The sequence below is a fragment of the Streptomyces sp. NPDC091649 genome, assembly GCF_044756785.1.
Lineage (GTDB): Bacteria > Actinomycetota > Actinomycetes > Streptomycetales > Streptomycetaceae > Streptomyces.
In genome coordinates this window covers 243,080-265,044 of record NZ_JBIVTR010000009.1, presented here as the reverse complement: position 1 = coordinate 265,044, position 21,965 = coordinate 243,080, and the positions used below count along the sequence as shown (strand labels likewise).

Sequence of the window (21,965 nt, the reverse complement as noted above, 5' to 3'; positions counted from 1 at the left end):
GACGTCGGCCGCAGGAGGCAGCGATGGAGCGGCGATGGATGCCGGCGCTGGTCCTCGGCGGGTTGTGGTGGTGGGCGGTGCTCCGGCTGCTGCTGCGCCCGGAGCAGGCGGGACTCGTGGAGGGGGCGGTGGCCGCGGGTGGCTGGGGGCTCAGTCTGCTGCCCGTCCATGTCGCGTCGGTGGTGGTGCCGCCGCGTCCGCGAGATTCGTCGGGTCCGTACGGCTCGCGGCGTCCTGTGCCGCCCTCGCGTCCAGCGGGCCTGCGGGCGAGGCGGCGGACTGCCAGGGCATGGCGACGCCGCCGTTCGGCCGGAGGATCTGACCGGTCATGAAGGCCGAGGGGTCCGAGGCCCCAGGTGCGGCACGGTAGGGGCGACGTCCTCGGGCGCACCGCCCGCCCCGGGGGGAGATCCGGTCATGGTCGCCTCCGCCCGACGGCGGCCCTCCTCGTCGTGCCGGTCGGTCATCGGTGTACGGATCCGGCCCGGCGCGACGGCGTTCACCCGTATGGCGTGCGGCCCCAGCTCCGTGGCGAGCGTCTTCGTGAGCTGCGCCACCGCGGCCTTGGATGCGCTGTGGCAGAGCAGGCCCGCGCTCGCGGAGTCCACGGCGCCGGACGCCATCGTGATCAGTGAGCCCGGCGCGGACCTGTCCCGTCGCGGTCGGCGCGGTGCACGGTCGCCCCGGCCCGCGCGAGCAGCAGGGCGCCCGCCCGCCCGATGCCGCTCGCCGCACCGGTGACGAACGCGGCGCGCCCCGTGAGGTCGTACGCGGAGAGAGGCGTGACGGGACCGTGCGACCGAATCTGACGGCCCGTCAATTAGGGGGTCGGTCCCGACTGGCAGCCGGGACACCAGTAGGTGGGCCGGCCGTCCTGGTCGGCCGAGCGGATCGGGGCGCCGCAGCGCAGACACGGGCGACGGGCCCGCCCGTAGACGAACAGCCGCTCCTGTACGCGGACGGGCGGACGGGCGCGTGGACGGCCGGGGGCCGCCGCGTCCGGGGCGGGGCTCGGCGGTGTGCGCAGTTCGGAGGCGATCGTCGTGGTGCGGGCCGGACGGTCCCGGTTGGCGTGCAGCAGGCGCTCGGTCAGAGTGACGAGCCGGGTGAGCACGCCGTCGGGGAGGGCGCCCACGGGCAGCCACGGGGTGACGCGGGCCAGGAAGCACAGCTCGCACTTGTAGACGTTGCCGATGCCCGTCAGATTGCGCTGGTCCAGGAGAGCGTCGCCGACGGGGCGCTCCGGTGCGGCGAGCAGTCGGTCCAGGGCGAGGCCGGGGTCCCAGTCGGGGCCCAGCGGATCCGGCCCCAGATGGCCCACGGCCCGGCTCTCCTCACTGGTGCGCAGCAGCTCCAGTACGGGAAGTCGGTAGCCGACCGCGGTGTGCTCGGCGTTGGCGAGGATCGCGCGGATCTGGTGTCCGGGGCCGCCGCGCCAGGGTTCGTCCGGGGCGAAGACCCGCCAGGCGCCGTCCATCCGGAGGTGGCTGTGCAGGGTCAGACCGCCCTCGACGCGGGTCAGCAGGTGCTTGCCGCGCGCGGTGACGTCCAGGACGGTCCGGCCGGTGAGGTCGGCGGTGGCGAACCGGGGGACGCGCAGGTCCGACCGGGTCAGCACGCGTCCCGCCAGCGCCTGGTGCAACCGGGCGGCGGTCTGCAGGACGGTGTCTCCCTCGGGCATGCCTCCATGATGGACGTGCCGGGCCTCCCGTGCGCCGGCCCGGGGCCGCGGAGGGCTCGGGTGAGGGACGCCGGTGGACCGGGCGAGGGGCGGACCGGGTGGCGGCAGGTCCGGCGTTGGCGGGCCGGGTGCGCACGGCGACGGGCCGGGCCGGGGCCGCCCGGCCTCGGATCAGGCGCGCAGACGCAGCCCTCTCGGAGTGGCGAGGAATCCGGCCGCCTCCAGTGTCCGGCCCAGCGGCGAGGAGAGGGAGGAGACTCCGTTCGTCCGCTCCACCGTCACCGTGCCCAGCGCGCCGACGCGGGCCGAGGCGGCCAGGGCCTCGGCCGCCGCTCGCAGGGCGGGGGCCTCGGGGTCGGACGGCCAGGCCAGGAGGGTCTTGCCGCCACGCTCCACGTAGAGCGTCAGCTCGCCGTCGACGAGGACCACCAGCGCCCCCGCCTTGCGCCCCGGCTTGTGTCCGGCGCCGTCCGGGGGCTCCGGCCACGGCAGGGCCGCGCCGTAGGCGTTGGCGGGGTCGGCCGCGGCGAGCACCAGGGCCTGCGGGTCGGAGCCCGGATCCCGGCGGTCACGCGCCGTGGAGGCAGCCCGCAGGCGGTCCACCGCACCGTCCATCGCGAACTGGGCGGCCCCCAGCCCTTCGACCACGTAACCGCGGCGCGCCTGCCCGTTGTCCTCGAAGGCGGCCAGGACGCGGTACGTCGCGGAGAAGCCGCCCTCCACGCCCTCGGCCTGCACCGCGCCGCGGGTCACCACGCCGTGCCGGTCGAGGAGGGTCCGGGCCAGGGCGTGGGCGCGGTGGGTCGGTTCCGGTTCGGCCGGGGGCAGCAGGGACCAGCGGCCCGAGACGGTCGGAGGGCCGGTGCGGGACGCGGGGCGGGCGGCGGCGGTGAGCGAGCCGTAGCGCCCGCGCGGGACGCTGCGCCGGGAGCGGTGGGCGGTGGAGCCCGCCGTCCGCCCCGAGCCCAGGAGCGATCGCAGCGGGGCCAGGGTGTCGTTGGTGAGCCGCCCGGACCAGGCCAGGTCCCACAGGGCGTCGGCCAGCTGCTGGTCCGTGCAGTCCGGATGGGTCGTGGCCCGGATCTGGTCGGCGATCTGGCGGAAGAAGAGGCCGTATCCGCCGGTGAGCGTGGTGAGCGCGGACTCGTGGAGCGACGACAGCTCCAGCGGGTGCGCGGGAGGCAGCAGGAGAGGCGCGCTGTCGGCGAGGTAGAGGGAGACCCAGCCGTCCTTGCCGGGCAGCGCCCCCGCCCCGGCCCAGACGACCTCGCCCGTGGTCGTCAGCTCGTCGAGCATCGCGGGGGCGTATCCCGTGACCCGGCTCGGCAGGATCAGCTTCTCCAGTGCCGAGGCGGGTACGGGCGCGCCCTGGAGCTGCTCGACGGCCCGGGCCAGCCCGTCGATGCCCCGCAGGCTGTTGGAGCCGAAGTGCTGCCACTGGGGGAGGAAAGAGGCGAGGGCCTCGGGCGGCACCGGCTCCAGCTCCTGGCGGAGCGCCGCCAGCGACCGGCGGCGGAGCCGACGCAGCACCGTGGCGTCGCACCACTCCTGGCCGATGCCCGCCGGATGGAATTCGCCCTGAACGGTCCTGCCGGAGGCCGACAGCCGTTGCAGCGCGCCGTCGGTGACGGCGGTGCCGAGACCGAAGCGCTCGGCGGCCCGGGCGGCGGTGAACGGGCCGTGCGTCCGAGCGAACCGGGCGAGGAGATCGCCGAGCGGGTCCTTCACCGGCTCGGTGAACGCCTCGGGAACGCCGACCGGAAGCGCGGTCCCCAGGGCGTTGCGCAGCCGTCCCGCGTCCTCGATCGCCGCCCAGTGACCGGCCCCGGCGATCCGGACCCGGATCGCCCGGCGGGCCGACTCCAGCTCCGGCGCCCAGGATGGTTCCGCGCCCCGCTCGGCCAGCTCGGCGTCCGTGAGCGGACCGAGCACGCGCAGCAGGTCGGCGACCCCCTCGATGTCCTTGATCCGCCGGTCCTCGGTGAGCCACTGCAGCTCCCGTTCCAGCTCGGTGAGGACCTCGGGGTCGAGGAGTTCGCGCAGCTCCGCCCGGCCCAGCAGCTCGGCGAGGAGATGGGAGTCCAGGGAGAGGGCGGCGGCACGCCGCTCGGCGAGCGGCGAGTCGCCCTCGTACAGGAACTGGGCCACGTAACCGAAGAGGAGCGAGCGGGCGAACGGGGAGGGTTCCTGGGTGGTCACCTCGACCAGCCGGACCCGGCGTGCCTCCAGGTCGCCCATGAGCTCCGTGAGTCCGGGGACGTCGAACACGTCCTGGAGGCATTCGCGCACGGCCTCCAGGACGATCGGGAACGAGCCGAACTCCGAGGCGACCTGGAGCAGCTGGGAGGCCCGCTGCCGCTGCTGCCAGAGCGGGGTGCGCTTGCCGGGGGAGCGCCGGGGCAGCAGCAGGGCGCGCGCGGCGCACTCCCGGAAGCGGGCGGCGAACAGGGCCGATCCGCCCACCTGGTCGGTGACGATCTGCTGGACCTCGCCCTGGTCGAAGACGACGTCGGCGGCCGCCACCGGGGGCTGGTCGCCGTCGTACGGCGCGCCTCCCGGAACCACCGCTTCGCCGTTCCCGGCGCCCGGGGCCCCCGGAGCGTCGAAGTCGAACAGCTCCAAGCCCATCATGTCCGCGTCGGGCAGCCGCAGCACGATGCCGTCGTCGGCGTGCATGACCTGGGCGTCCATGCCGTATCGCTCACCGAGGCGCGCGGAGAGGGCGAGCGCCCACGGTGCGTGCACCTGGGCGCCGAACGGGGAGTGCACGACGACCCGCCAGTCGCCCAGCTCGTCCCGGAACCGCTCGACCAGGATCGTCCGGTCGTCCGGAACGTGGCCGCACGCCCGGCGCTGCTCGTCGAGATAGGCCAGGATGTTGCCCGCCGCCCAGGCGTCGAGCCCGGCGGTCAGCAGGCGCAGCCGGGCGTCCTCCTCGGACAGGCCGCCGATCTCGCGGAGGAAGGCCCCCAGGGCGCGGCCGAGCTCCAGCGGGCGGCCCAGTTGGTCGCCCTTCCAGAACGGCAGCCGGCCCGGAACGCCCGGGGCGGGCGAGACGAGGACCCGGTCCCGGGTGATGTCCTCGATCCGCCAGGACGTGGTGCCCAGGGTGAAGACATCGCCGACGCGGGACTCGTAGACCATCTCCTCGTCCAGCTCGCCGACCCGGCCGCCGCCCTTCTTCGGGTCGGCCCCGGCCAGGAAGACTCCGAAGAGCCCCCGGTCGGGAATGGTGCCGCCCGAGGTGACGGCGAGCCGCTGCGCGCCGGGGCGGCCGGTGACCGCGCCCCCGACCCGGTCCCACACCACGCGGGGACGCAGCTCCGCGAAGGCGTCGGAGGGGTAGCGTCCGGCGAGCATGTCGAGCACGGCGGTGAACGCCGACTCGGGGAGCGAGGCGAACGGGGCGGCCCGCCGGACCAGGGACAGCAGGTCGTCGGCCTGCCAGCTGTCCAGGGCCACCATGGCGACCAGCTGCTGGGCCAGGACGTCCAGCGGGTTGGACGGGATGCGGAGCGCCTCGATGGCACCCTCGCGCATCCGCTCGGTGACGACGGCGGCCTGCACCAGATCGCCGCGGTACTTCGGGAAGACCACTCCCGTGGAGACCGCGCCCACCTGGTGCCCGGCCCGGCCCACCCGCTGGAGGCCGGAGGCGACGGAGGGCGGGGACTCCACCTGGATCACCAGGTCGACCGCGCCCATGTCGATGCCGAGCTCCAGGCTGGAGGTGGCGACCACGGCGGGGAGCCGACCCGCCTTGAGATCCTCCTCGACCTGGGCCCGCTGCTCCTTGGAGACCGAGCCGTGGTGGGCGCGGGCCAACAGGGCGGGGGCGCCCCGGCCCGCGCCGGACTGGGCCATGACCTCGGCGGGGGCGTGCGCCTCCGGGAGGGCGGGGGCCGGGTTGTCGGGGTCGAACGCGGTGCCGGTCGCCCGCTCGTACGCGATCTCGTTCAGCCGGTTGCACAGGCGCTCCGCCAGCCGCCGGGAGTTGGCGAAGACGATGGTGGAGCGGTGTGACTGCACGAGATCGGCGATGCGCTCCTCGACATGCGGCCAGATCGAGGGCTTGTCCGCCTGCCCGGAGTCGCCGCCCGTGGCGGGGGAGCCGCCCAGCTCGCCGAGATCCTCGACCGGGACGACGACGGAGAGGTCGAACTCCTTGGTGGACCGGGGCTGGACGATCTCCACCTTGCGCTGAGGCGACAGGAAGCGGGCGACCTCGTCGACCGGCCGGACCGTCGCGGACAGGCCGATGCGCCGGGCGGGTCGCGGCAGCAGCTCGTCGAGACGCTCCAGGGACAGGGCGAGGTGGGCGCCGCGCTTCGTCCCGGCGACCGCGTGCACCTCGTCGAGGATCACCGTCTCCACGCCGGACAGCGCCTCCCGGGCGGAGGACGTCAGCATCAGGAACAGCGACTCGGGCGTGGTGATAAGGATGTCCGGCGGTCTGGTCACCATGGAGCGCCGCTCGGCGGGCGGGGTGTCCCCGGACCGGATACCGACCCGCACCTCCGGCTCGGGCAGCCCCAGGCGCACCGACTCCTGGCGCATGCCGGTCAGCGGCGAGCGGAGGTTGCGCTCGACGTCGACCGCGAGGGCCTTGAGCGGGGACACGTACAGCACGCGGCAGCGCTTCTTGGCCTCGGCGGGCGGCGGCTCGGCGGCGAGCCGGTCCAGCGAGGCCAGGAACGCGGCCAGGGTCTTGCCCGAACCCGTCGGCGCGACGACCAGGACGTCGCTGCCCTCCCCGATGGCCCGCCAGGCGCCTTCCTGCGCCGCAGTGGGCGCGGTGAAGGCCCCGGCAAACCAACTGCGGGTCGCGGGCGAGAACGCGTCGAGCGCCGATCCGGTCATGTCCCCCATCGTGCACCCCGGCACTGACAACGGGCCGGTGACCGCGCCCGCCGAGACCCGCTCACCCGGCGACGCACGACCGGGACCTGCGAGAATGGGCCCATGGCGGGACCGGACGGCACGGCGGAGTGGGCACGGCACTGGCAGTACGCCGCGCTGCCCGACCTCGACCTGCTGCGCGCCCGGTACGTCCGCCACACCTTCCCCCGCCACAGCCACGAGGGCTATGTCCTCGGAGCGGTCACCGGCGGGGTGGAAGACGTGGGGCTGCCGGGCGGTACGGTCCACGCGGTTCCCGGCACCGTCGTGATGATCAACCCGGAGGTGCCGCACACCGCCCGCTCCGGGGCGCCCGAGGGCTGGGCGTACGCCACGCTCTACCCATCGGCCCGGGTCATCGACGGCATCGCCGCCGAGGTGACGTCGCTGCGCGGCACGGTCGGCTTCGCCGAGAGCCGGGTGACCGACCCCCACGCCGCCCGGCTGATCACCGAGGTGCACCGGGCGGCGGAGGAAGCGAACGCGCTGGCGGCCGACAGCCTGCTGCGGATCCTGGTCACCCGGCTCCTCAGCCGCCACGGCAGCCCGTTGCCCGGACTGGCCACGCCCGCCGCGGGCGCACGCGGAGCCGCGCGCGCCCGCGCCGCGCTGGAGGAGCGCATGGCCGCCCCGCCCACGCTGGAGACGCTCGCCGCCGAGCTGGGTACCGGCCCGTTCGCGCTGCTGAGGGCCTTCAAGAAGGAGTACGGAATGCCTCCCCATACGTGGCTCACCGACGCCCGGGTGCGCAGGGCGCGCCGCCTGCTCGACACCGGTGTGGGCCCCGCGGAGGCCGCGATCGCCGTCGGCTTCACCGACCAGCCGCACCTCAATCGCCACTTCACCCGCATCGTGGGCGTGCCGCCCGGCGCCTACCAGCGCGAGCGCGGCGTGCCGCGACCCGGCGGTGATGGGCGGGGGCGTGCCGGCGAGGGAGCGGGAGCGCGCCGGTGAGGGGCGGGGGCGCGCGACGGTGACGGTACGAGAACGTGCCAGTGGAGGGCCGCGCGTGTCGGCGAGGGCGCCTGAAGGCCCCGGCGGGAGCACGAGAAGGCCCCGGCCGGAGCACGGGAAGGTCCCGGCGAGGGCGCGAGAACGTCCCGGCGAGTGCGCAAGAACGTACAAGACCCGGCCCGGACGAGCCCCGTAGCGTTCCGGGCGTGGCAGAACAGACAGCACTCCCAGAGAGCGCCGGCGCGACCGGCACCATATCCGCCGGCCCACCCGGCCCGGCGCCCGAGGCCCGACCGGACAAGCCGGACGCGGCCGTCGTCCGGGACGCGCTCGGCGTGGGCATCGCCGTCGGGCTCTCCGGCTTCGCCTTCGGCGTCACCTCCGCCGGCTCCGGCCTCAGCCTGCTCCAGACCTGCGTCCTGAGTCTTCTCGTCTTCACCGGCGCCTCGCAGTTCGCCCTGGTCGGCGCGCTGGCCGCGGGCGGCAATCCCTACACCGCGGCGGCCGGAGCGTTCTTCCTGGGCGTCCGGAACGCCTTCTACGGCCTGCGGCTCTCCCAGCTCCTCGCCCTTCCCCGTGCGGTACGGCCCTTCGCCGCCCACTGGGTCATCGACGAGACGACCGCGGTCACGCTGCCGCAGCCGACCCGCCGGGCCGCGCGCATCGGGTTCACCGTCACCGGACTCACCCTGTACGTGCTGTGGAACCTCACGACCCTGGTGGGCGCCCTGGGCGCCGAGGCACTGGGCGACACCGACGCGTGGGGCCTGGACGCGGCGAGTCCCGCCGTGTTCCTGGCGCTGCTCGCGCCGATGCTCAAGAGCACCGTCGAACGCGTCACGGCGGGGCTGGCCGTCGTGCTGGCCCTGACCCTGCTGCCCGTCCTGCCGGCGGGCGTACCCGTCCTGCTGTCGGCGCTCGCGGCCCCCGTCGTCCTCTTCCTCACGGGGCGGACGAAGCGGGGACCGGACGCCGAGGTCGGCGCGGCGGCACAGCGGAAGAAGGGGGAGCGGCACTCATGAACGTCTGGATCGCCATCGGACTGACCGTGGCGGGCTGCTATCTCGCCAAGCTCCTGGGCCTGCTGGTGCCCGCGGGCGTACTGGAGCGACCGCTCGTCCAGCGGATGGCCGCCCTGCTGCCCGTGGCGCTGCTGGCGGCTCTCACCGCCCAGCAGACCTTCAGCGACGGCCAGCAGCTCGTCCTCGACGCCCGTGCCGCCGGCCTCGGGACGGCGGCGCTGGCCCTGGCCCTGCGCGCTCCCTTCCTGGTGGTCGTCGGTGCGGGCGTTCTGGTCACGGCGGGCGTCCGCGCACTGGCCTGAGCGAGTCGAGCGGCCCGGAAGCGCAGGCGTGCGGCGGGCCCTGTCCGCCGACGCCGGACTGGTGGTCAGCCGAGCGGACGACCGTACGCGCGCAGTGTCTCCAAGGCCCTGAGCGTCACCAGGGGGCGCCCTTCCAACGCGGTGCCCGGAGCCCACTGACGCCAGTTCACGGGCCATCCGCCGTCGTCCTGCTGTTCGGCGGCGAGGTGGTCGAGCGAGTGCTCCAGCTCCTCGTCCGTGAACCAGCGTCGGGCCAGGGAACCGGGCGTACGGGCGTAGTCGTGCGGGAAGTGGTGCTCGCCCGGCGCATAGCCGGCCGCCACCGGGTACTCCGCCCGCCGGGAGGGGTCGAGCACCGCGAGCCGCTGTTCGCGTACGAGGCGGCCGAGCCGGTCGGCCGCAGCCTCGGCGCGGGCCCGGTCCGGGGCCCCGTCCAGGAAGGTCACCGCGGCCTCGACCTCGTAGGGGTGCGACTGTTCCAGAGCTTCCACGGCGCTCCAGCAGAAGTCCGTCGCGCGGAACAGCCAGGCGTGCCAGACCTGATTGCCGTGCAGCAGCCCGACGACCGGACCGGTCGCGAGCAGCTCCGCCGGCGGGTCGTCCACGATCGGGACGAACGGAGCAGTGGGATAGCCGCGCTGCGTGGGGAGCAGAGCGGGCAATGCGCCTTCTTTGGTCGACACATCGGTCAGAAAGCGACAGATCCGTTCCACGCGTTGCCCGTCGCAGCGGTCGATCGAATCAAGAACGCTCAGTGCATGGGCGGTGTGCAGCGGTTGGCTGGCCGGACCCCGCAGATCGGGTTCCAGCGCGTGACCATAGCCGCCGTCCTCGTTCCGATAGGCCGAGAGGGCCGTCTCGACGGCGTCGGGGTCTCCGCCCAGGAAGCCGTGGGCGAACCTCCGCTGTTCGAGGACGCGGGCCGTGAGCCAGATGAACTGTTCGGCGCGGGCGAGGATGTGTGCTCCGGTTCCAGCCATGAACCGACCGTAGAGGGGAAAGGCGCCCGGCACATGCCCGGCGGACCGGCTGCACTCTCAGGAGCGGGATACTGGTGGCATGCGGTTGACGATTTTCTGGGAGCGGATGGCCGACCACTTCGGTGCGGCGTACGCGGACTCCTTCGCCCGTGATCATGTGATGGCCGAACTGGGCGGCCGCACGGTGCACCAGGCCCTGGACGCGGGCTGGGACGCCAAGGACATCTGGCGCGGGGTCTGCTCGGCCATGGACGTCCCGGCGGACAAGCGCTGAACCCCGTGCACGCTCGGGCGGCGAGACTTTGCCCCCTCGAAGCACGGTCGGGCGGCGAGCGCTGAGTCGCCCGTACGGCCGGGCGGACAGGGGAGCTGGCCCCTGTGCACGCTCGGGCGGCGAGACTTTGCCCCCTCGAAGCACGGTCGGGCGGCGAGCGCTGAGTCGCCCGTACGGCCGGGCGGACAGGGGCTGAACGCCGAGTGACCCCGTCGTGGGCGCGAACGGAGCCGGAGCGCTCGGCTCGGGGCGGGGGGCCGACGACCGGCGGCATGGGCGAGACTTGTCCCGTGTCATCGACAGACGAGACCGTCCCAGTCCAGTCGTTCGCCCACCCGCCCGCCCCGCCCGCCCCGCCGGCCGCACCGCCGCCCGGCGCGGGCAGGGCCCGCATGCCCGGCTGGCTGCCGCGTGCGATGGTGCTGGCCCTGGCGCTCTACGCCTGCTTCCAGCTCGGAAGTTGGGCGTTCGGCCAGCTCATCGGGCTGCTGACGAATGTACTGATCGCGTTCTTCCTCGCACTCGCCGTCGAGCCCGCGGTCGGCCGGATGGCCGGTCGCGGCATGCGCCGCGGGCTGGCCACGTTCCTCGTCTTCCTCGGCCTGTTGATCTTCGGCATCGGATTCGTGGTGCTCCTGGGGTCGATGCTCGCGGGCCAGATCGTCGACATGGTCGACGAGTTCCCCAAGTACATCGACTCGGTGATCAACTGGGTCAACCAGACCCTCCACACCGACCTCTCCCGGGTCGAGGTCCAGGACAGCCTGCTGCATTCCGACTGGTTGCAGAAGTACGTCCAGAACAGCGCCACCGGAGTGCTCGATGTCTCCACCACGGTCCTCGGCGGCCTGTTCCGGCTGCTGACGATCTTCCTGTTCTCCTTCTACTTCGCGGCCGACGGCCCCCGGCTCCGCCGCGCCCTGTGCTCCGTCCTGCCGCCGGCCCGGCAGACCGAGGTGCTGCGCGCCTGGGAGATCGCCGTCGACAAGACCGGCGGATACATCTACTCGCGCGGCCTGATGGCCCTGATCTCCGGCGTCGCGCACTACGTCCTGCTGGTGATCCTCGGGGTGCCCTACGCCCCGGCGCTCGCGGTCTGGGTGGGACTCGTCTCGCAGTTCATCCCCACCATCGGCACGTACCTCGCGGGCGCCCTGCCCATGCTGATCGCCTTCACGGTCGACCCGTGGTACGCGCTGTGGGTGCTCGGGTTCGTCGTGATCTACCAACAGTTCGAGAACTATGTGCTCCAGCCCAAGCTGACCTCGAAGACCGTCGACATCCACCCCGCGGTCGCCTTCGGATCGGTCATCGCCGGCACGGCCCTGCTCGGCGCGGTCGGCGCGCTGGTCGCGATCCCCGCCGTCGCCACCCTCCAGGCGTTCCTCGGCGCCTATGTGAAGCGGTACGACGTCACCGACGATCCGCGCGTGCACGGCGGGAGCAGCCGTGCGCCGAGGACTCCGCTGCCGTCACGGATACGCCGCCTGGTGAGCGGACCCCGGACCAGCGGCCGCGGGGGAGCGGAGGGCACGCCGGGTCGGACGGCCCAGCCCTAAGGGCTGGGCCGCAGTCCCTGCCGGGCGCGCGGCGACGGCTACGGCGCCTCGCCGCGTTGTCGAAATCCACAGACAGCCCGGTCAGCGGCAGCCCGGTCGCCGGCGGTCCGGTCAGCGGTAGCCCGTGACGTCGGCGGGCAGACCCGGATCCTGGACCTCGGTCAGATACCGCCAGGCGTCGGGCCGGCTCCCGTCCACATCGGTGAAGCCGTACACCCGGGCGAGCTGCCCGCTGGAGAGAGACCTGCCGTTCCAGCGGGCCGCCTCGGGGTCGCCGGCCAGGGCGGCCACGGCACGGCCGACGTACGCCGGGGACTCGGAGATCGCGAAGTGGGGTGCGTGTGCCACGGCGTCGCGCCACGTGGCCTCGGTCACGCCGTGGGCGTCGAGCATGGCCTCGGACCGGAGCCAGCCCGGGGTGAGCGCCACGGCCGTCGCGCTGTGCGGTGCCAGTTCATGGCCGAGCGCGAACGCCATCCGGTTCACTGCGGCCTTGGCCAGGTCGTAGAAGAAGGAGACGCGGTAGTGGGACGCGTTGTACTCGTCCGTCCCGTCCGTCATCTCGACGACCAGGCCGCCCGGTGTCTCGATCAGTAGCGGCAGCGCGAAGTGACTGGTGATGGCGTGGGTGTCGACGGCCAGCCGCAGGGTGTGCAGCCCGGTGTCGAGCGACGACTCCCACACCGGCCTGTCCCACTCGATCTCGGCGCCCCAGATGTCGTTCACCAGGATGTGCAGGGCCCCCTGCTCGTTCGCGACGCGGGCCACGAGCGCCCTGACCCGGTCGGGAACCAGATGGTCGACCTGGACGGCGATCCCCCTGCCGCCCGCCGCGTCGACCAGCGCCGCGGTCTCCTCGATCGTCTCGGGCCGGTCCATCTCGGAGCGCTCGGACCCGCTCGTGCGCCCGGTCACGTACACGGTCGCCCCGGCGGCGCCGAGCTGGACGGCGATTCCTCGGCCGGCCCCGCGGGTGCCTCCGGCGACGAGCGCCACACGGCCGGCCAGATCGGATCCGGGGGCCCGCCCTCCGTGAGGTGTTCCGGGTTCCGCAGTCGCTCCCATACCGTCTGAATATAGGGCGATACGCTCAGTTGTGCAGGCTCGGTCGTGTGCTGACCGGGCCGCACGCCCGCGGGAGTGCGGCGGGAGCGGGGCGGGAACGCTCGGTCCAGGAGTCGTCGCGAGGTCCGCGTGGTGCGCTTGACACTGAAATCGAACATCCATTCTGATGTTATTCCGGCCGGGTTTTTCCGGGCCTCGCCTGTGGAGTTGTCCACAGGCGGGGAGGACGCCGAGGCCCATTGTCAGTGGCAGGGGTTAGCGTCTGAGACGTGAAGCGATCGACTCAAGCAAATCGGGTGGAACCCATGGCAGGTAACGACCGCGAGAAGGCGTTGGACGCCGCACTCGCGCAGATTGAACGACAGTTCGGCAAGGGTGCGGTGATGCGCCTGGGGGAGCGGCCGAACGAACCCATCGAGGTCATCCCCACGGGATCGACCGCCCTCGACGTCGCCCTCGGCGTCGGCGGTCTGCCGCGCGGCCGTGTGGTGGAGGTGTACGGGCCGGAGTCCTCCGGCAAGACGACGCTGACGCTGCACGCGGTGGCGAACGCACAGAAGCTCGGCGGCTCGGTGGCGTTCATCGACGCCGAGCACGCGCTGGACCCGGAGTACGCGAAGAAGCTCGGCGTCGACATCGACAACCTCATCCTGTCCCAGCCGGACAACGGTGAGCAGGCGCTGGAGATCGTCGACATGCTGGTGCGCTCCGGCGCTCTGGACCTGATCGTCATCGACTCCGTGGCGGCCCTGGTGCCCCGTGCGGAGATCGAGGGCGAGATGGGCGACTCGCACGTGGGTCTGCAGGCCCGTCTGATGAGCCAGGCCCTCCGCAAGATCACCAGTGCGCTCAACCAGTCCAAGACCACCGCGATCTTCATCAACCAGCTTCGCGAGAAGATCGGTGTGATGTTCGGCTCGCCGGAGACCACGACCGGTGGCCGGGCTCTGAAGTTCTACGCCTCGGTGCGTCTGGACATCCGCCGGATCGAGACCCTGAAGGACGGGACCGACGCCGTCGGCAACCGTACCCGCGTCAAGGTCGTCAAGAACAAGGTCGCTCCGCCGTTCAAGCAGGCGGAATTCGACATCCTCTACGGCCAGGGCATCAGCCGCGAGGGCGGACTGATCGACATGGGCGTGGACAACGGCTTCGTCCGCAAGGCCGGCGCCTGGTACACGTACGAGGGCGACCAGCTCGGCCAGGGCAAGGAGAACGCCCGCAACTTCCTCAAGGACAACCCCGACCTCGCCAACGAGATCGAGAAGAAGATCCTGGAGAAGCTGGGTGTCGGAGTCCGGCCGGACGCCGACACGGCGGATCCTGCCGCGGACGCCGCTGCGACAGAGGCGCCGGCGGCCGACGGAGCGGCGAAGCAGGCGGCCACCGCGGCCGCCAAGGCCAAGCCGGCCAAGACCGCGGCGGCCAAGAGCTAGGCCGTGACACGTCGTACGGAATGGCCGGGCAGCCCTGCCGAGCCCGATGGCGATTCCGCCTTCGGCCACGGCTCCACCGACGCTCCCGCCCCCGAGCCCGAGGAGGAGGGCGACGGGGCGCGGTCCGGGCGGCGTCGCTCACGCGGTGGAGCGGGCGCCGGAAGCGGATTCGGCGAAGGGGCGGGCCGCCGTGCTCGCTCCGGCACCAGAAGCAGCGGCTCCCCTTCCTCGTCGAGGGCCGAGAAGGGGGAGCCGCGTGATCCGGTGGAGCAGGCGCGCAATATCTGCCTGCGGCTCCTCACCGGGACGCCGCGAACCCGCCGGCAGCTGGCGGACGCCCTGCGTAAACGGGAGATCCCCGACGAGGCGGCCGAGGAGGTGCTCGCGCGCTTCGAGGACGTCGGGCTGATCAACGACGCGGCTTTCGCCGGGGCCTGGGTGGAGTCGCGGCACCACGGCCGGGGGCTGGCGCGCCGTGCCCTCGTCCGTGAGCTGCGGACCAAGGGCGTGGACTCCGCGGTGATCGACGAGGCGGTCGGGCAGCTCGACGCGGAGCGGGAGGAAGAGACGGCGCGCGAGCTCGTGGCCCGCAAGCTCCGCTCCACGCGGGGTCTGGACCGTGACAAGCGGCTGCGCCGTCTGGCGGGCATGCTCGCCCGCAAGGGATATGGGGAGGGCATGGCGCTGCGGGTGGTGCGTCAGGCGCTGGAGGAGGAGGGCGAGGACACGGAAGGCATGGACGAGCCGTTCTGAGGTGAAGGAGCTCGGTGGTATCAGGGGGCGGTCGGTGACGTTCGCTGTGGGCCGGTGCCTCGCGGGCGGAGTGGCTGAGGGGCGGTCGCCGCGTCGCGGTCGGCGTCCGACGGTCACTGTCCGGCCAGGGCCGCACGGCGGATGGTGGCGTCGACGAGAGCCAGGGCGTCGGCGGCGGTGCGGCCGGGATGACGGTTCCAGGGGCCGATCAGCCCGGGCCACCCCTGCGCACGCAGCTCCGTGATCAGCCAGGCGCCGGCCCGGTCCACGGTGTTGAGGGAGCCGTAGCCGAGGCGGTGCGCGGAGATCAGGGCACCGCAGACGCACCGTGCGCCACGGGTGTTCCGCAGCCGGTAGGGCGTGTTCTGCCAGCCCCACTCGGCCAGGATCAGCCGCGCGTAGCCGAGCTGGGTCGAAGGGCGCACATCGCCCTGCCCGACCCGCCGCCAGAGGTGGACGCGGTCGGGCAGCATCGCACCCAGCCGCCCGGGCAGCCGGCGTTCGTGCGGCGGTGCCGCAGGCAGCGCCCGCAGGGTGTCGTCCACGAGCCGGTCCACGGGCACGGACAGCAGACCGCGCCAGTCGGCAGGACCTGCGGGCGCCGATCCCGGGGGCGTCGTCGTCGGCGGTGCGGGCCGCTCGGCCGGAACGAGCAGGGGATCGGGGGCCGTGTGCTCCCAGCCCGTGACGATCTGCTGCCACGCCTGGGTGTCGTGCAGCCGGGACGCCTGGCCGTCGAGCTGGTCGGGGGTGAGGACAGCGGTCGCCATAAGCGCGTCATCTCCGTACATTTCGGTCCTCTGTGTGAGGCGAATGTCGGTCACGCGCGGCGGTCGCTCCAGTGGAACGTGGCGTTTGGGTGTACGGCCTGCCGAGACCTGACGCCTGCGGTCAGGTGTCGGGCGGGGTCTCGGACATCGGGGGCTGGGGTGCCGGGCGCGTCGTGGGGCCCGGCACCGGATGTTCTGCCGGTGTTCGAGAGGTCGGCGTCCCCGGATCAGCCCGTCCGGGGCGCGGAGCGCCGGGTACCGGACGCCCACCGGCGCCGCCCCGGCACCCCGGCCCGGCAGCCGCCGCGGCAGCCCCGGAGGGTTGCCGACTCGGCGGACGGAGGCCGGGGCGCGTCGTCGGACCTGTCGAGACCCTCAGGGGCGTTCGCGGCCGGTCAGTTGATCCCGGCGGCCCGGTCGGCGTGGAACCGTACGCCGGGTTCCTGCTCGGGCCCCGCGCTCGGGTCTCCGCCGTCTCCGCCGCCCCCGGCCTCTCCGCCGTCTCTGCCGCCCCCGGCCTCCTTGCCGTCCTTGCCGTTCTTGCCGTCCCCGGGTTGCACGGGCTCCTGGGCAGTGCCGGGCGCACCGCCCAGAGCGGCCCGAGCGGCGGCGAGCAGCTCCGCCGGCCGTACCCCGCCGAAGGCCGCCACCAGGTGCCCGTCGGGCCTGACCAGCAGGACGGTATGCGCGGACGCCCCCGGATAGCTCTCGGTGACCAGCAGTTCCGTCGTCGCCGGGAGCGCCGCCACGGCTTCCGTGAGGCGGGGCATGATGCCCGCGGTCTGCCAGTGCCGCCGGTCCCAGACACCGGTTCCCGGCGCGACCAGGACCACCAGCGGATGGCCCTGCCCGAGCCGGTCCCGCAGCCGCGCCGTCGTTCCGTCCGGGGCTGTCACCGTCACATCGGAGACCGGCGCACCGGGGGGCGTACCGACAACGGTGTGCGCCTCCGTGTGCGGTGGCGAAAGGGGGGAGTGCGAGTAGGAGGGAGCACCACCCAGCGCGCCGCAGCCCAGATGGCCGTCGGCGAGCAGGGTGTCGTGACCGCGTGCCGCCCCCGGGACCAGGGTGCGCAGACCGCCTCCGCCGCGCAGTATCGGCAGCGACTGGTCGGCGGCGCGCAGCCGGGCGGCCACCGCTGCCCGGCGCTCCGCCTGATAGCTGTCGAGCAGGTGCTCGGCGGGGCCGTGGTGCCAGGCGTGGGCCAGCTTCCAGGCCAGGTTCTCGGCGTCGCGGAGACCCTCGTCCAGCCCTTGGGTGCCCAGGGCGCCCAGCAGGTGTGCCGCGTCCCCCGCCAGGAAGGCGCGCTGCTTGCGCCACCGCCGGGCGAGCCGATGGTGGAGCGTGTGGACGCCGGTGTCCAGCAGCTCGTACGCCGGGCTCTCCCCGCACCAGCCGGCCAGGGTGTCCCGGATTCGGGTGACCAGGGCTTCGGGGGTGACCAGTTCGCCTTGGGGGGGCAGCAGCCAGTCCAGCCGCCAGACGCCGTCGGGCAGCGGCCGGGCGGAGACCTCCGCGCCCCCGGTCCGCCAGGGAGGCCGGCGGTGCAGAACGGCCACGTCGGGCCAGGGCAGTTCGGCCCGGAGCGCGGCGACCGCGTGCCGCTCCACCGCCGTACGGCCGGGAAACCGGATGTCCAGCAGTTTGCGCACGGTCGACCGGGCGCCGTCGCAGCCGACCAGATAGCTTCCGCGCCACCAGGTCGAGCCCGGCTCCCTGGTGTGCACCGTGACACCGCCGGAGTCCTGTTCCAGCATGTCGATCCGGCTCATCGGCACCCGTTGGATCAGCGGCGCCCGCTCCACCGCCGTACGCAGTGCCGCGCTCAGCGCATGCTGCGGAACGTGGAGGGGCGCGGGGAGGAGCCCGGTGAGCGGGGCCTCGCCCCCGTCTCCCCGGCTCCCGTCTCTCCGGCCTCCGTCCAGCGGCACGTTCCGGACCAGCTGCTTCCGGCGCATCGAACGCCACCCGGCCCAGCGCAGCGCCACGCGGTCCAGCTCCCGGCAGCCGAGGCGGCCCACGAGATCGGCGGTGTCCTCGCGCAGCACGACTGTGCGGGCGGGGCGGGGCTCCTCCGTGCCGGGGCCCTCGTCGAGGACGACCGAGGGGACGCCCTGGGCGGCGAGGGCCAGCGACAGCGTCAGGCCGACGGGCCCGGCGCCGACGACGATCACCGGGTCCACGGCGCGTGCCCTCCGGCCCGTACGGTCATGCGGAACATGGCAGAGGAAGCCGGGTGCGTGATCACAGAACGTATGCAACCCACTGGTGGTGCTTGCGTCAAGTGACCGAGGCAGCGACGCGTGCGCCGCTGCCTCGAATGCTTCTGCCGGGAGGGGCGGTGAGGGCCCCGGGGAGGTCAGTCCTTCGTCACACCGGCCCCACCGGCACCGTCGGCCTGCGAGCCCGCGCCCCCTGCGCCCCCCGCGTCCGGGCCGGGAACGGTGTCCAGCGCGGTGGGGACGCCGGCGGCCTGGACGCCGGGCGCCACCTGGATGCCGGTCTTGGCGCGGCGGCCGCGCTTCTCGATCCACGTGGCCAGCGCCGAGAGCAGCAGGCACATCGTGATGTAGAGGGTGCCGATGACGGCGATGGTGGAGACGTACGGGTACTGGCCGTTCACCTGGGTGTTGGACGCGATCAGACGCGCGGTCTGGAGCAGTTCCGGGTACAGGATGATGAAGCCGAGCGAGGTGTCCTTGAGGGTCACCACGAGCTGACCGATGATCGTCGGCAGCATCGACCGGACGGCCTGCGGCATCAGGACGCTGACCATGACCTGCGTCTTGCTCATGCCGAGCGCGTACGCCGCCTCGCTCTGGCCCTTGGGCACCGAGTTGATGCCGGCCCGCAGCACCTCGGCCTGGACACAGCCGTTGTAGACGGACAGGCCCGCCGCCAGCGCCCACATCGAGTAGTCGGTGAGGAAGCCGACCCAGATCGCGTAGATGGTGATGAGCAGGGGGAGCGAACGGAACAGCTCGATGAAGGTCGTCGCCGCCCAGCGGACCGGCTTGTGGTCGGAGAGCCGGCCCACCACCAGGAGTACGCCGAGGACCAGCGAGCCGACCGCGGCCAGCCCGAACGCCTTGAGCGTGGCGAGCAGGGCGTCGGCGATGTTCTGCCGGATGCCCGTGTAGTTGAAGATGTCCCACATCGCGGGGGCGAGGTGCCCCTTGTCGGCGAGCCGCATGACGCTGACGACGATCAGCGCGGCGATGGCGAGGCTGCCGACGACGGCGTAGACCCGGTTGCGGACGACGGCCTTGGGCCCCGGGGCGTCGTAGAGAACGCTGGCGCTCATCGGGCGACCTCCATACGACGCTCCAGCAGCCGGAAGAGGCCGCTGATGGTAAACGTGACGATCAGGTAGCCGATGGCCACCCAGATGAAGACGGGGACGATGTCGTAGCCCTTGTCGCTCATCAGCTTCTGCCAGCCGAACAGCTCGGCGACACTGAAGGCGCCGGCGATCGCGGAGTTCTTCGTCAGCGCGATGAAGATGCTGCTCAGCGGCGGGATCACGATCCGGGTCGCCTGGGGGAGCACCACGATCCGCAGCGTCTGGGAGAACGTCATACCGATGGAGCGCGCGGCCTCGGCCTGCCCCAGCGGCACGGTGTTGATGCCGGAGCGGACCGCCTCGCACACGAACGAGGAGGTGTAGAAGCCGAGCGCGAGCGAGCCGAGCATGAACGGGCTCATCCCCGGGAAGAGGATCTCGGGCACGACGAAGAAGAAGATCAGGAAGAGCAGCGTCAGAGGGGTGTTGCGCATCAGCGTCACCCAGGCGGTGCCGAAGTACCGCAGCGGCGGAACCGGCGAGACCCGGAATCCGGCGATGAGCACACCGAGGATCAGGGCGATAACCGAGCTGACGGCGGTGATCGACACGGTTCCTATGAAGCCGTCGCGGAACTCTGGGAAATTGTCGAGCAGTACGTTCATGAGGTCTCCGCGTCGGCGGTCAGCGGCATCAGGGCAGGGGGAGGGGCGCCCCGTACGCGCGCCGTGCCCGGGGAAGGGGCACGGGCGGCGTCATACGGGACGCCTGGGTCACTCGCGGTGCGTCGGTGACGTTGTGCGTCGGCCGTCGGGCGGCGGACGGGCGCCGGCCGCGCGACGGCCGGCGGAATCGCCGGCCGCGCTGACGGCCGGCGGGTGCCGGTCGTGCGACGGCGTCAGTAGCGCTCGACGGCCGGCGGCTCGACGTAGTCCGAGCCGGACAGGCCCAGCGTGGCCTCGTAGATCTTCTTGTACGTGCCGTCCTTGACGCGGTCCTCCAGCGACTTGCTGATCGCCTCGCGGAGCACCTTGTCGCCCTTGTCCAGGCCGATGCCGTAGGGCTCGTCCGTGAACGGCTTGCCCACGACCTTGAGCTTGCCGGAGTTGGCGGCCGCGTAGCCCTTGAGGATCGAGTCGTCCGTGGTGACGGCGTCGACCTGCTTGGTCAGCAGCTGCTGCACGCAGTCGGAGTACTTGGCCAGTTCGACGACGTTCGCGCCGTACTCCGGCTTCTTGATCTCCTGGAGCGGGGTGGAACCGACGATCGAGCAGACCTTCTTGCCCTTCACCGAATCCTTGCCGGTGATCGACGTCTCGTCCTCGCGCACGAGGAGGTCCGCGCCGGCCTTGTAGTACGGCCCGGCGAAGCCGACCTGCTTCTTGCGCTCGTCGTTGATCGAGTAGGTGCCGACGTAGTAGTCGACCTGGCCCTTGGAGATGGCCGTCTCGCGGATGCCGGAGTCGACCGTCTTCCACTCGATCTGCTTCTCGCCGAAGCCGAGGTCGGCCGCGACCATCCGGGCGATCTCGATGTCGAAGCCCGAGCGCTCCTTGGTCGACTGGTCCTCGAAGCCGAGGTACGGCTGGTCGGCCTTCGCGCCGATGACGAGCTTGCCGCGCTCCTTGGCCTTCTTGAAGACCGGGGAGTCCAGGGCGACGTCCTTGGCCACGGTGTACGTGGGCAGCGCGGGAGCCTCGGAGGAACCGGGCTTCGTGCCGCCCGGCTTGTCGCCGGCGGAGCCCTCCTTGCCACCGCACGCGGTCGCGGTCAGGGCCAGGACGGCTATGGCCGCGACGGCGGCCGGCTTGCGGAACTTCATCTGAACAATCCTTAGGTCGTAGGTCGTTGTCGTCAGTGGTGAAGGATCTTCGACAGGAAGTCCTTGGCCCGGTCGCTGCGCGGATTGCTGAAGAACTGGTCGGGGGACGCCTCTTCGACGATCTTCCCGTCCGCCATGAACACGACGCGGTTGGCAGCGGAGCGGGCGAAGCCCATCTCGTGGGTGACGACGATCATCGTCATCCCGTCCCGGGCCAGCTGCTGCATGACTTCGAGGACCTCGTTGATCATCTCCGGGTCGAGAGCCGACGTGGGCTCGTCGAAGAGCATGACCTTCGGGTCCATCGCCAACGCCCGTGCGATCGCGACGCGTTGCTGCTGGCCACCGGAGAGCTGCGCCGGGTACTTGTCGGCCTGTACGCCGACGCCCACCCGGTCGAGCAGGGTCCGGGCCTTCTCCTCCGCCGCCTTCTTGTCGGCCTTGCGGACCTTGAGCTGGCCCAGCATGACGTTCTCCAGCACCGTCTTGTGCGCGAAGAGATTGAACGACTGGAAGACCATGCCCACGTCGGCACGCAGCCTGGCCAGCTCCTTGCCCTCCTGGGGCAGGGGCTTGCCGTCGATCGAGATCGCTCCCGAATCGATCGTCTCCAAGCGGTTGATCGTGCGGCACAGCGTGGACTTGCCGGACCCGGAAGGCCCGATGACGACCACGACCTCGCCACGGGCGATGGTCAGGTCGATGTCCTGGAGCACATGCAGCGCGCCGAAGTGCTTGTTGACGTTGCTCAGTACGACCAGGTCGTTCGCCGCAGGCGCGGCATCCTCGGCGGCCTTGGTCACTGAAACTCCGCTCATCGGCTTCTTGCTCCGTCCTCCTCGGTTGAACTAGGACCCTAATGACGCAGTGCGACCAACGTCATTACATCTGAGCGGAAATTGAGCATAACGATCCGGCCGCAACCGGACACTCCGTGTGAACGGGACTCCCCGCGCGGCCCCGGGGCGTACCGGGTGCATAACGGAACCCTGCTGTAACCGGCGGGCTCTTGACTGGGGTGCCGCTCATCGGCGTGGATGCCTTGAGCGGGAAAGACGCGAAGCGCCGCTGCACAGTGAGTGCTGAACGGCGGGTACCACCCGGCGCGCCTGCTCGTGAAGCACCGGTTAATGTCGGGCCCCGCCCGGTGACACCGTGCAACGGT

At 72.5% G+C, this 21,965-nt stretch carries 18 protein-coding genes and 1 pseudogene; 8 read left to right on the top strand and 11 right to left on the bottom strand.

The annotated features are described in order from the left end of the window. Positions 1-23: 23 nt before the first annotated feature. Positions 24-332, top strand: coding sequence for a hypothetical protein (locus ACIQMU_RS18175; RefSeq protein ID WP_352241883.1), 309 nt, complete (start codon positions 24-26; stop codon positions 330-332). Here ACIQMU_RS18175 and ACIQMU_RS18170 read toward each other — a convergent pair. The 3 genes and pseudogenes from ACIQMU_RS18170 to ACIQMU_RS18160 all read right to left on the bottom strand — a co-directional run. Further along, positions 283-820: pseudogene (locus ACIQMU_RS18170) on the bottom strand (SDR family NAD(P)-dependent oxidoreductase); the annotation flags it as partial. The gene ACIQMU_RS18175 and the pseudogene ACIQMU_RS18170 sit on opposite strands and share 50 nt — an antisense overlap. Further along, the gene (locus ACIQMU_RS18165; protein ID WP_402689209.1) at positions 821-1,681 is read right to left on the bottom strand and encodes an Fpg/Nei family DNA glycosylase; all 861 of its coding nucleotides are present in this window, start codon (positions 1,679-1,681) and stop codon (positions 821-823) included. A gap of 171 nt (positions 1,682-1,852) precedes the next feature. Next, on the bottom strand, positions 1,853-6,541 hold the full coding sequence (locus tag ACIQMU_RS18160) for a DEAD/DEAH box helicase (RefSeq protein ID WP_402689208.1): 4,689 nt from the start codon (positions 6,539-6,541) through the stop codon (positions 1,853-1,855). Between the two features lie 102 nt (positions 6,542-6,643). Between ACIQMU_RS18160 and ACIQMU_RS18155 the strand changes: the two genes are divergently transcribed. The 3 genes from ACIQMU_RS18155 to ACIQMU_RS18145 all read left to right on the top strand — a co-directional run bounded on the left by ACIQMU_RS18155 (position 6,644) and on the right by ACIQMU_RS18145 (position 8,858). Beyond that, a complete protein-coding gene (locus tag ACIQMU_RS18155; protein ID WP_352241886.1) occupies positions 6,644-7,534 on the top strand; it encodes an AraC family transcriptional regulator in 891 nt (296 codons plus the stop codon). A 206-nt stretch (positions 7,535-7,740) separates the two neighbouring features. Beyond that, entirely contained in the window at positions 7,741-8,556 is an 816-nt protein-coding gene (locus ACIQMU_RS18150) for an AzlC family ABC transporter permease (RefSeq protein ID WP_402689207.1), read from the top strand. Further along, a complete protein-coding gene (locus ACIQMU_RS18145; RefSeq protein ID WP_352241888.1) occupies positions 8,553-8,858 on the top strand; it encodes an AzlD domain-containing protein in 306 nt (101 codons plus the stop codon). Before ACIQMU_RS18150 ends, ACIQMU_RS18145 begins: the two co-directional genes overlap by 4 nt. 65 nt (positions 8,859-8,923) lie before the next feature. Here the strand turns inward: ACIQMU_RS18145 and ACIQMU_RS18140 are convergent, their stop codons facing one another. Next, on the bottom strand, positions 8,924-9,838 hold the full coding sequence (locus ACIQMU_RS18140) for a hypothetical protein (RefSeq protein WP_352241889.1): 915 nt from the start codon (positions 9,836-9,838) through the stop codon (positions 8,924-8,926). Positions 9,839-9,917: 79 nt separating this feature from the next. On the opposite strand from ACIQMU_RS18140, the gene ACIQMU_RS18135 reads away from it, so the two are divergent. Together ACIQMU_RS18135 and ACIQMU_RS18130 are read left to right on the top strand one after the other, a co-directional pair. Next, positions 9,918-10,112 (top strand): DUF3046 domain-containing protein, encoded by a 195-nt coding sequence (locus ACIQMU_RS18135; RefSeq protein ID WP_352241891.1) that lies wholly within the window; start codon positions 9,918-9,920, stop codon positions 10,110-10,112. 392 nt (positions 10,113-10,504) lie between these two features. Continuing rightward, entirely contained in the window at positions 10,505-11,671 is a 1,167-nt protein-coding gene (locus ACIQMU_RS18130) for an AI-2E family transporter (protein WP_402689220.1), read from the top strand. Positions 11,672-11,782: 111 nt separating this feature from the next. On the opposite strand, the gene ACIQMU_RS18125 is transcribed toward ACIQMU_RS18130, so the two are convergent. Then, positions 11,783-12,736, bottom strand: coding sequence for an SDR family oxidoreductase (locus tag ACIQMU_RS18125; protein ID WP_352241892.1), 954 nt, complete (start codon positions 12,734-12,736; stop codon positions 11,783-11,785). A 305-nt stretch (positions 12,737-13,041) separates the two neighbouring features. Here ACIQMU_RS18125 and recA point away from each other — a divergent pair, with 305 nt between their 5' ends. Together recA and recX are read left to right on the top strand one after the other, a co-directional pair. Then, positions 13,042-14,172 (top strand): recombinase RecA, encoded by a 1,131-nt coding sequence (recA, locus tag ACIQMU_RS18120; RefSeq protein ID WP_352241893.1) that lies wholly within the window; start codon positions 13,042-13,044, stop codon positions 14,170-14,172. 3 nt (positions 14,173-14,175) lie between these two features. Beyond that, on the top strand, positions 14,176-14,925 hold the full coding sequence (gene recX / locus ACIQMU_RS18115; RefSeq protein ID WP_402689206.1) for a recombination regulator RecX: 750 nt from the start codon (positions 14,176-14,178) through the stop codon (positions 14,923-14,925). 113 nt (positions 14,926-15,038) lie between these two features. Here recX and ACIQMU_RS18110 read toward each other — a convergent pair whose 3' ends face one another. From ACIQMU_RS18110 to ACIQMU_RS18085, 6 genes are all read right to left on the bottom strand, one after another. Beyond that, a complete protein-coding gene (locus tag ACIQMU_RS18110) occupies positions 15,039-15,695 on the bottom strand; it encodes a hypothetical protein (protein ID WP_352241895.1) in 657 nt (218 codons plus the stop codon). 395 nt (positions 15,696-16,090) lie between these two features. Then, positions 16,091-17,878 carry an FAD-dependent monooxygenase gene (locus ACIQMU_RS18105; protein ID WP_352241896.1) on the bottom strand — a complete coding sequence of 596 codons (1,788 nt, stop codon included), beginning with the start codon at positions 17,876-17,878 and terminating at the stop codon, positions 16,091-16,093. 176 nt (positions 17,879-18,054) lie between these two features. After that, positions 18,055-18,999 (bottom strand): amino acid ABC transporter permease, encoded by a 945-nt coding sequence (locus ACIQMU_RS18100; protein WP_402689205.1) that lies wholly within the window; start codon positions 18,997-18,999, stop codon positions 18,055-18,057. Further along, positions 18,996-19,643: an amino acid ABC transporter permease gene (locus ACIQMU_RS18095; protein ID WP_352241898.1), complete on the bottom strand. Its 648-nt coding sequence runs from the start codon at positions 19,641-19,643 to the stop codon at positions 18,996-18,998. The genes ACIQMU_RS18100 and ACIQMU_RS18095 overlap by 4 nt, the downstream gene beginning before the upstream one ends. Before the next feature lie 233 nt (positions 19,644-19,876). Then, positions 19,877-20,800, bottom strand: coding sequence for a glutamate ABC transporter substrate-binding protein (locus ACIQMU_RS18090; protein WP_402689204.1), 924 nt, complete (start codon positions 20,798-20,800; stop codon positions 19,877-19,879). A 32-nt stretch (positions 20,801-20,832) separates the two neighbouring features. Beyond that, on the bottom strand, positions 20,833-21,618 hold the full coding sequence (locus ACIQMU_RS18085; protein WP_356728938.1) for an amino acid ABC transporter ATP-binding protein: 786 nt from the start codon (positions 21,616-21,618) through the stop codon (positions 20,833-20,835). Positions 21,619-21,965: the final 347 nt, after the last annotated feature.

Excerpts from the sequence above, each read along its gene's own strand:
- ACIQMU_RS18100 (WP_402689205.1), bottom strand. The coding sequence starts at position 18,999 with ATGAGCGCCAGCGTTCTCTACGACGCCCCGGGGCCCAAGGCCGTCGTC.
- ACIQMU_RS18160 (WP_402689208.1), bottom strand. The coding sequence starts at position 6,541 with ATGACCGGATCGGCGCTCGACGCGTTCTCGCCCGCGACCCGCAGTTGG.
- ACIQMU_RS18135 (WP_352241891.1), top strand. The coding sequence starts at position 9,918 with ATGCGGTTGACGATTTTCTGGGAGCGGATGGCCGACCACTTCGGTGCG.
- ACIQMU_RS18140 (WP_352241889.1), bottom strand. The coding sequence starts at position 9,838 with ATGGCTGGAACCGGAGCACACATCCTCGCCCGCGCCGAACAGTTCATC.
- ACIQMU_RS18145 (WP_352241888.1), top strand. The coding sequence starts at position 8,553 with ATGAACGTCTGGATCGCCATCGGACTGACCGTGGCGGGCTGCTATCTC.
- ACIQMU_RS18175 (WP_352241883.1), top strand. The coding sequence starts at position 24 with ATGGAGCGGCGATGGATGCCGGCGCTGGTCCTCGGCGGGTTGTGGTGG.
- ACIQMU_RS18165 (WP_402689209.1), bottom strand. The coding sequence starts at position 1,681 with ATGCCCGAGGGAGACACCGTCCTGCAGACCGCCGCCCGGTTGCACCAG.
- ACIQMU_RS18125 (WP_352241892.1), bottom strand. The coding sequence starts at position 12,736 with ATGGGAGCGACTGCGGAACCCGGAACACCTCACGGAGGGCGGGCCCCC.
- ACIQMU_RS18095 (WP_352241898.1), bottom strand. The coding sequence starts at position 19,643 with ATGAACGTACTGCTCGACAATTTCCCAGAGTTCCGCGACGGCTTCATA.
- ACIQMU_RS18130 (WP_402689220.1), top strand. The coding sequence starts at position 10,505 with ATGCCCGGCTGGCTGCCGCGTGCGATGGTGCTGGCCCTGGCGCTCTAC.
- ACIQMU_RS18090 (WP_402689204.1), bottom strand. The coding sequence starts at position 20,800 with ATGAAGTTCCGCAAGCCGGCCGCCGTCGCGGCCATAGCCGTCCTGGCC.
- ACIQMU_RS18085 (WP_356728938.1), bottom strand. The coding sequence starts at position 21,618 with ATGAGCGGAGTTTCAGTGACCAAGGCCGCCGAGGATGCCGCGCCTGCG.
- ACIQMU_RS18110 (WP_352241895.1), bottom strand. The coding sequence starts at position 15,695 with ATGGCGACCGCTGTCCTCACCCCCGACCAGCTCGACGGCCAGGCGTCC.
- recA (WP_352241893.1), top strand. The coding sequence starts at position 13,042 with ATGGCAGGTAACGACCGCGAGAAGGCGTTGGACGCCGCACTCGCGCAG.
- ACIQMU_RS18155 (WP_352241886.1), top strand. The coding sequence starts at position 6,644 with ATGGCGGGACCGGACGGCACGGCGGAGTGGGCACGGCACTGGCAGTAC.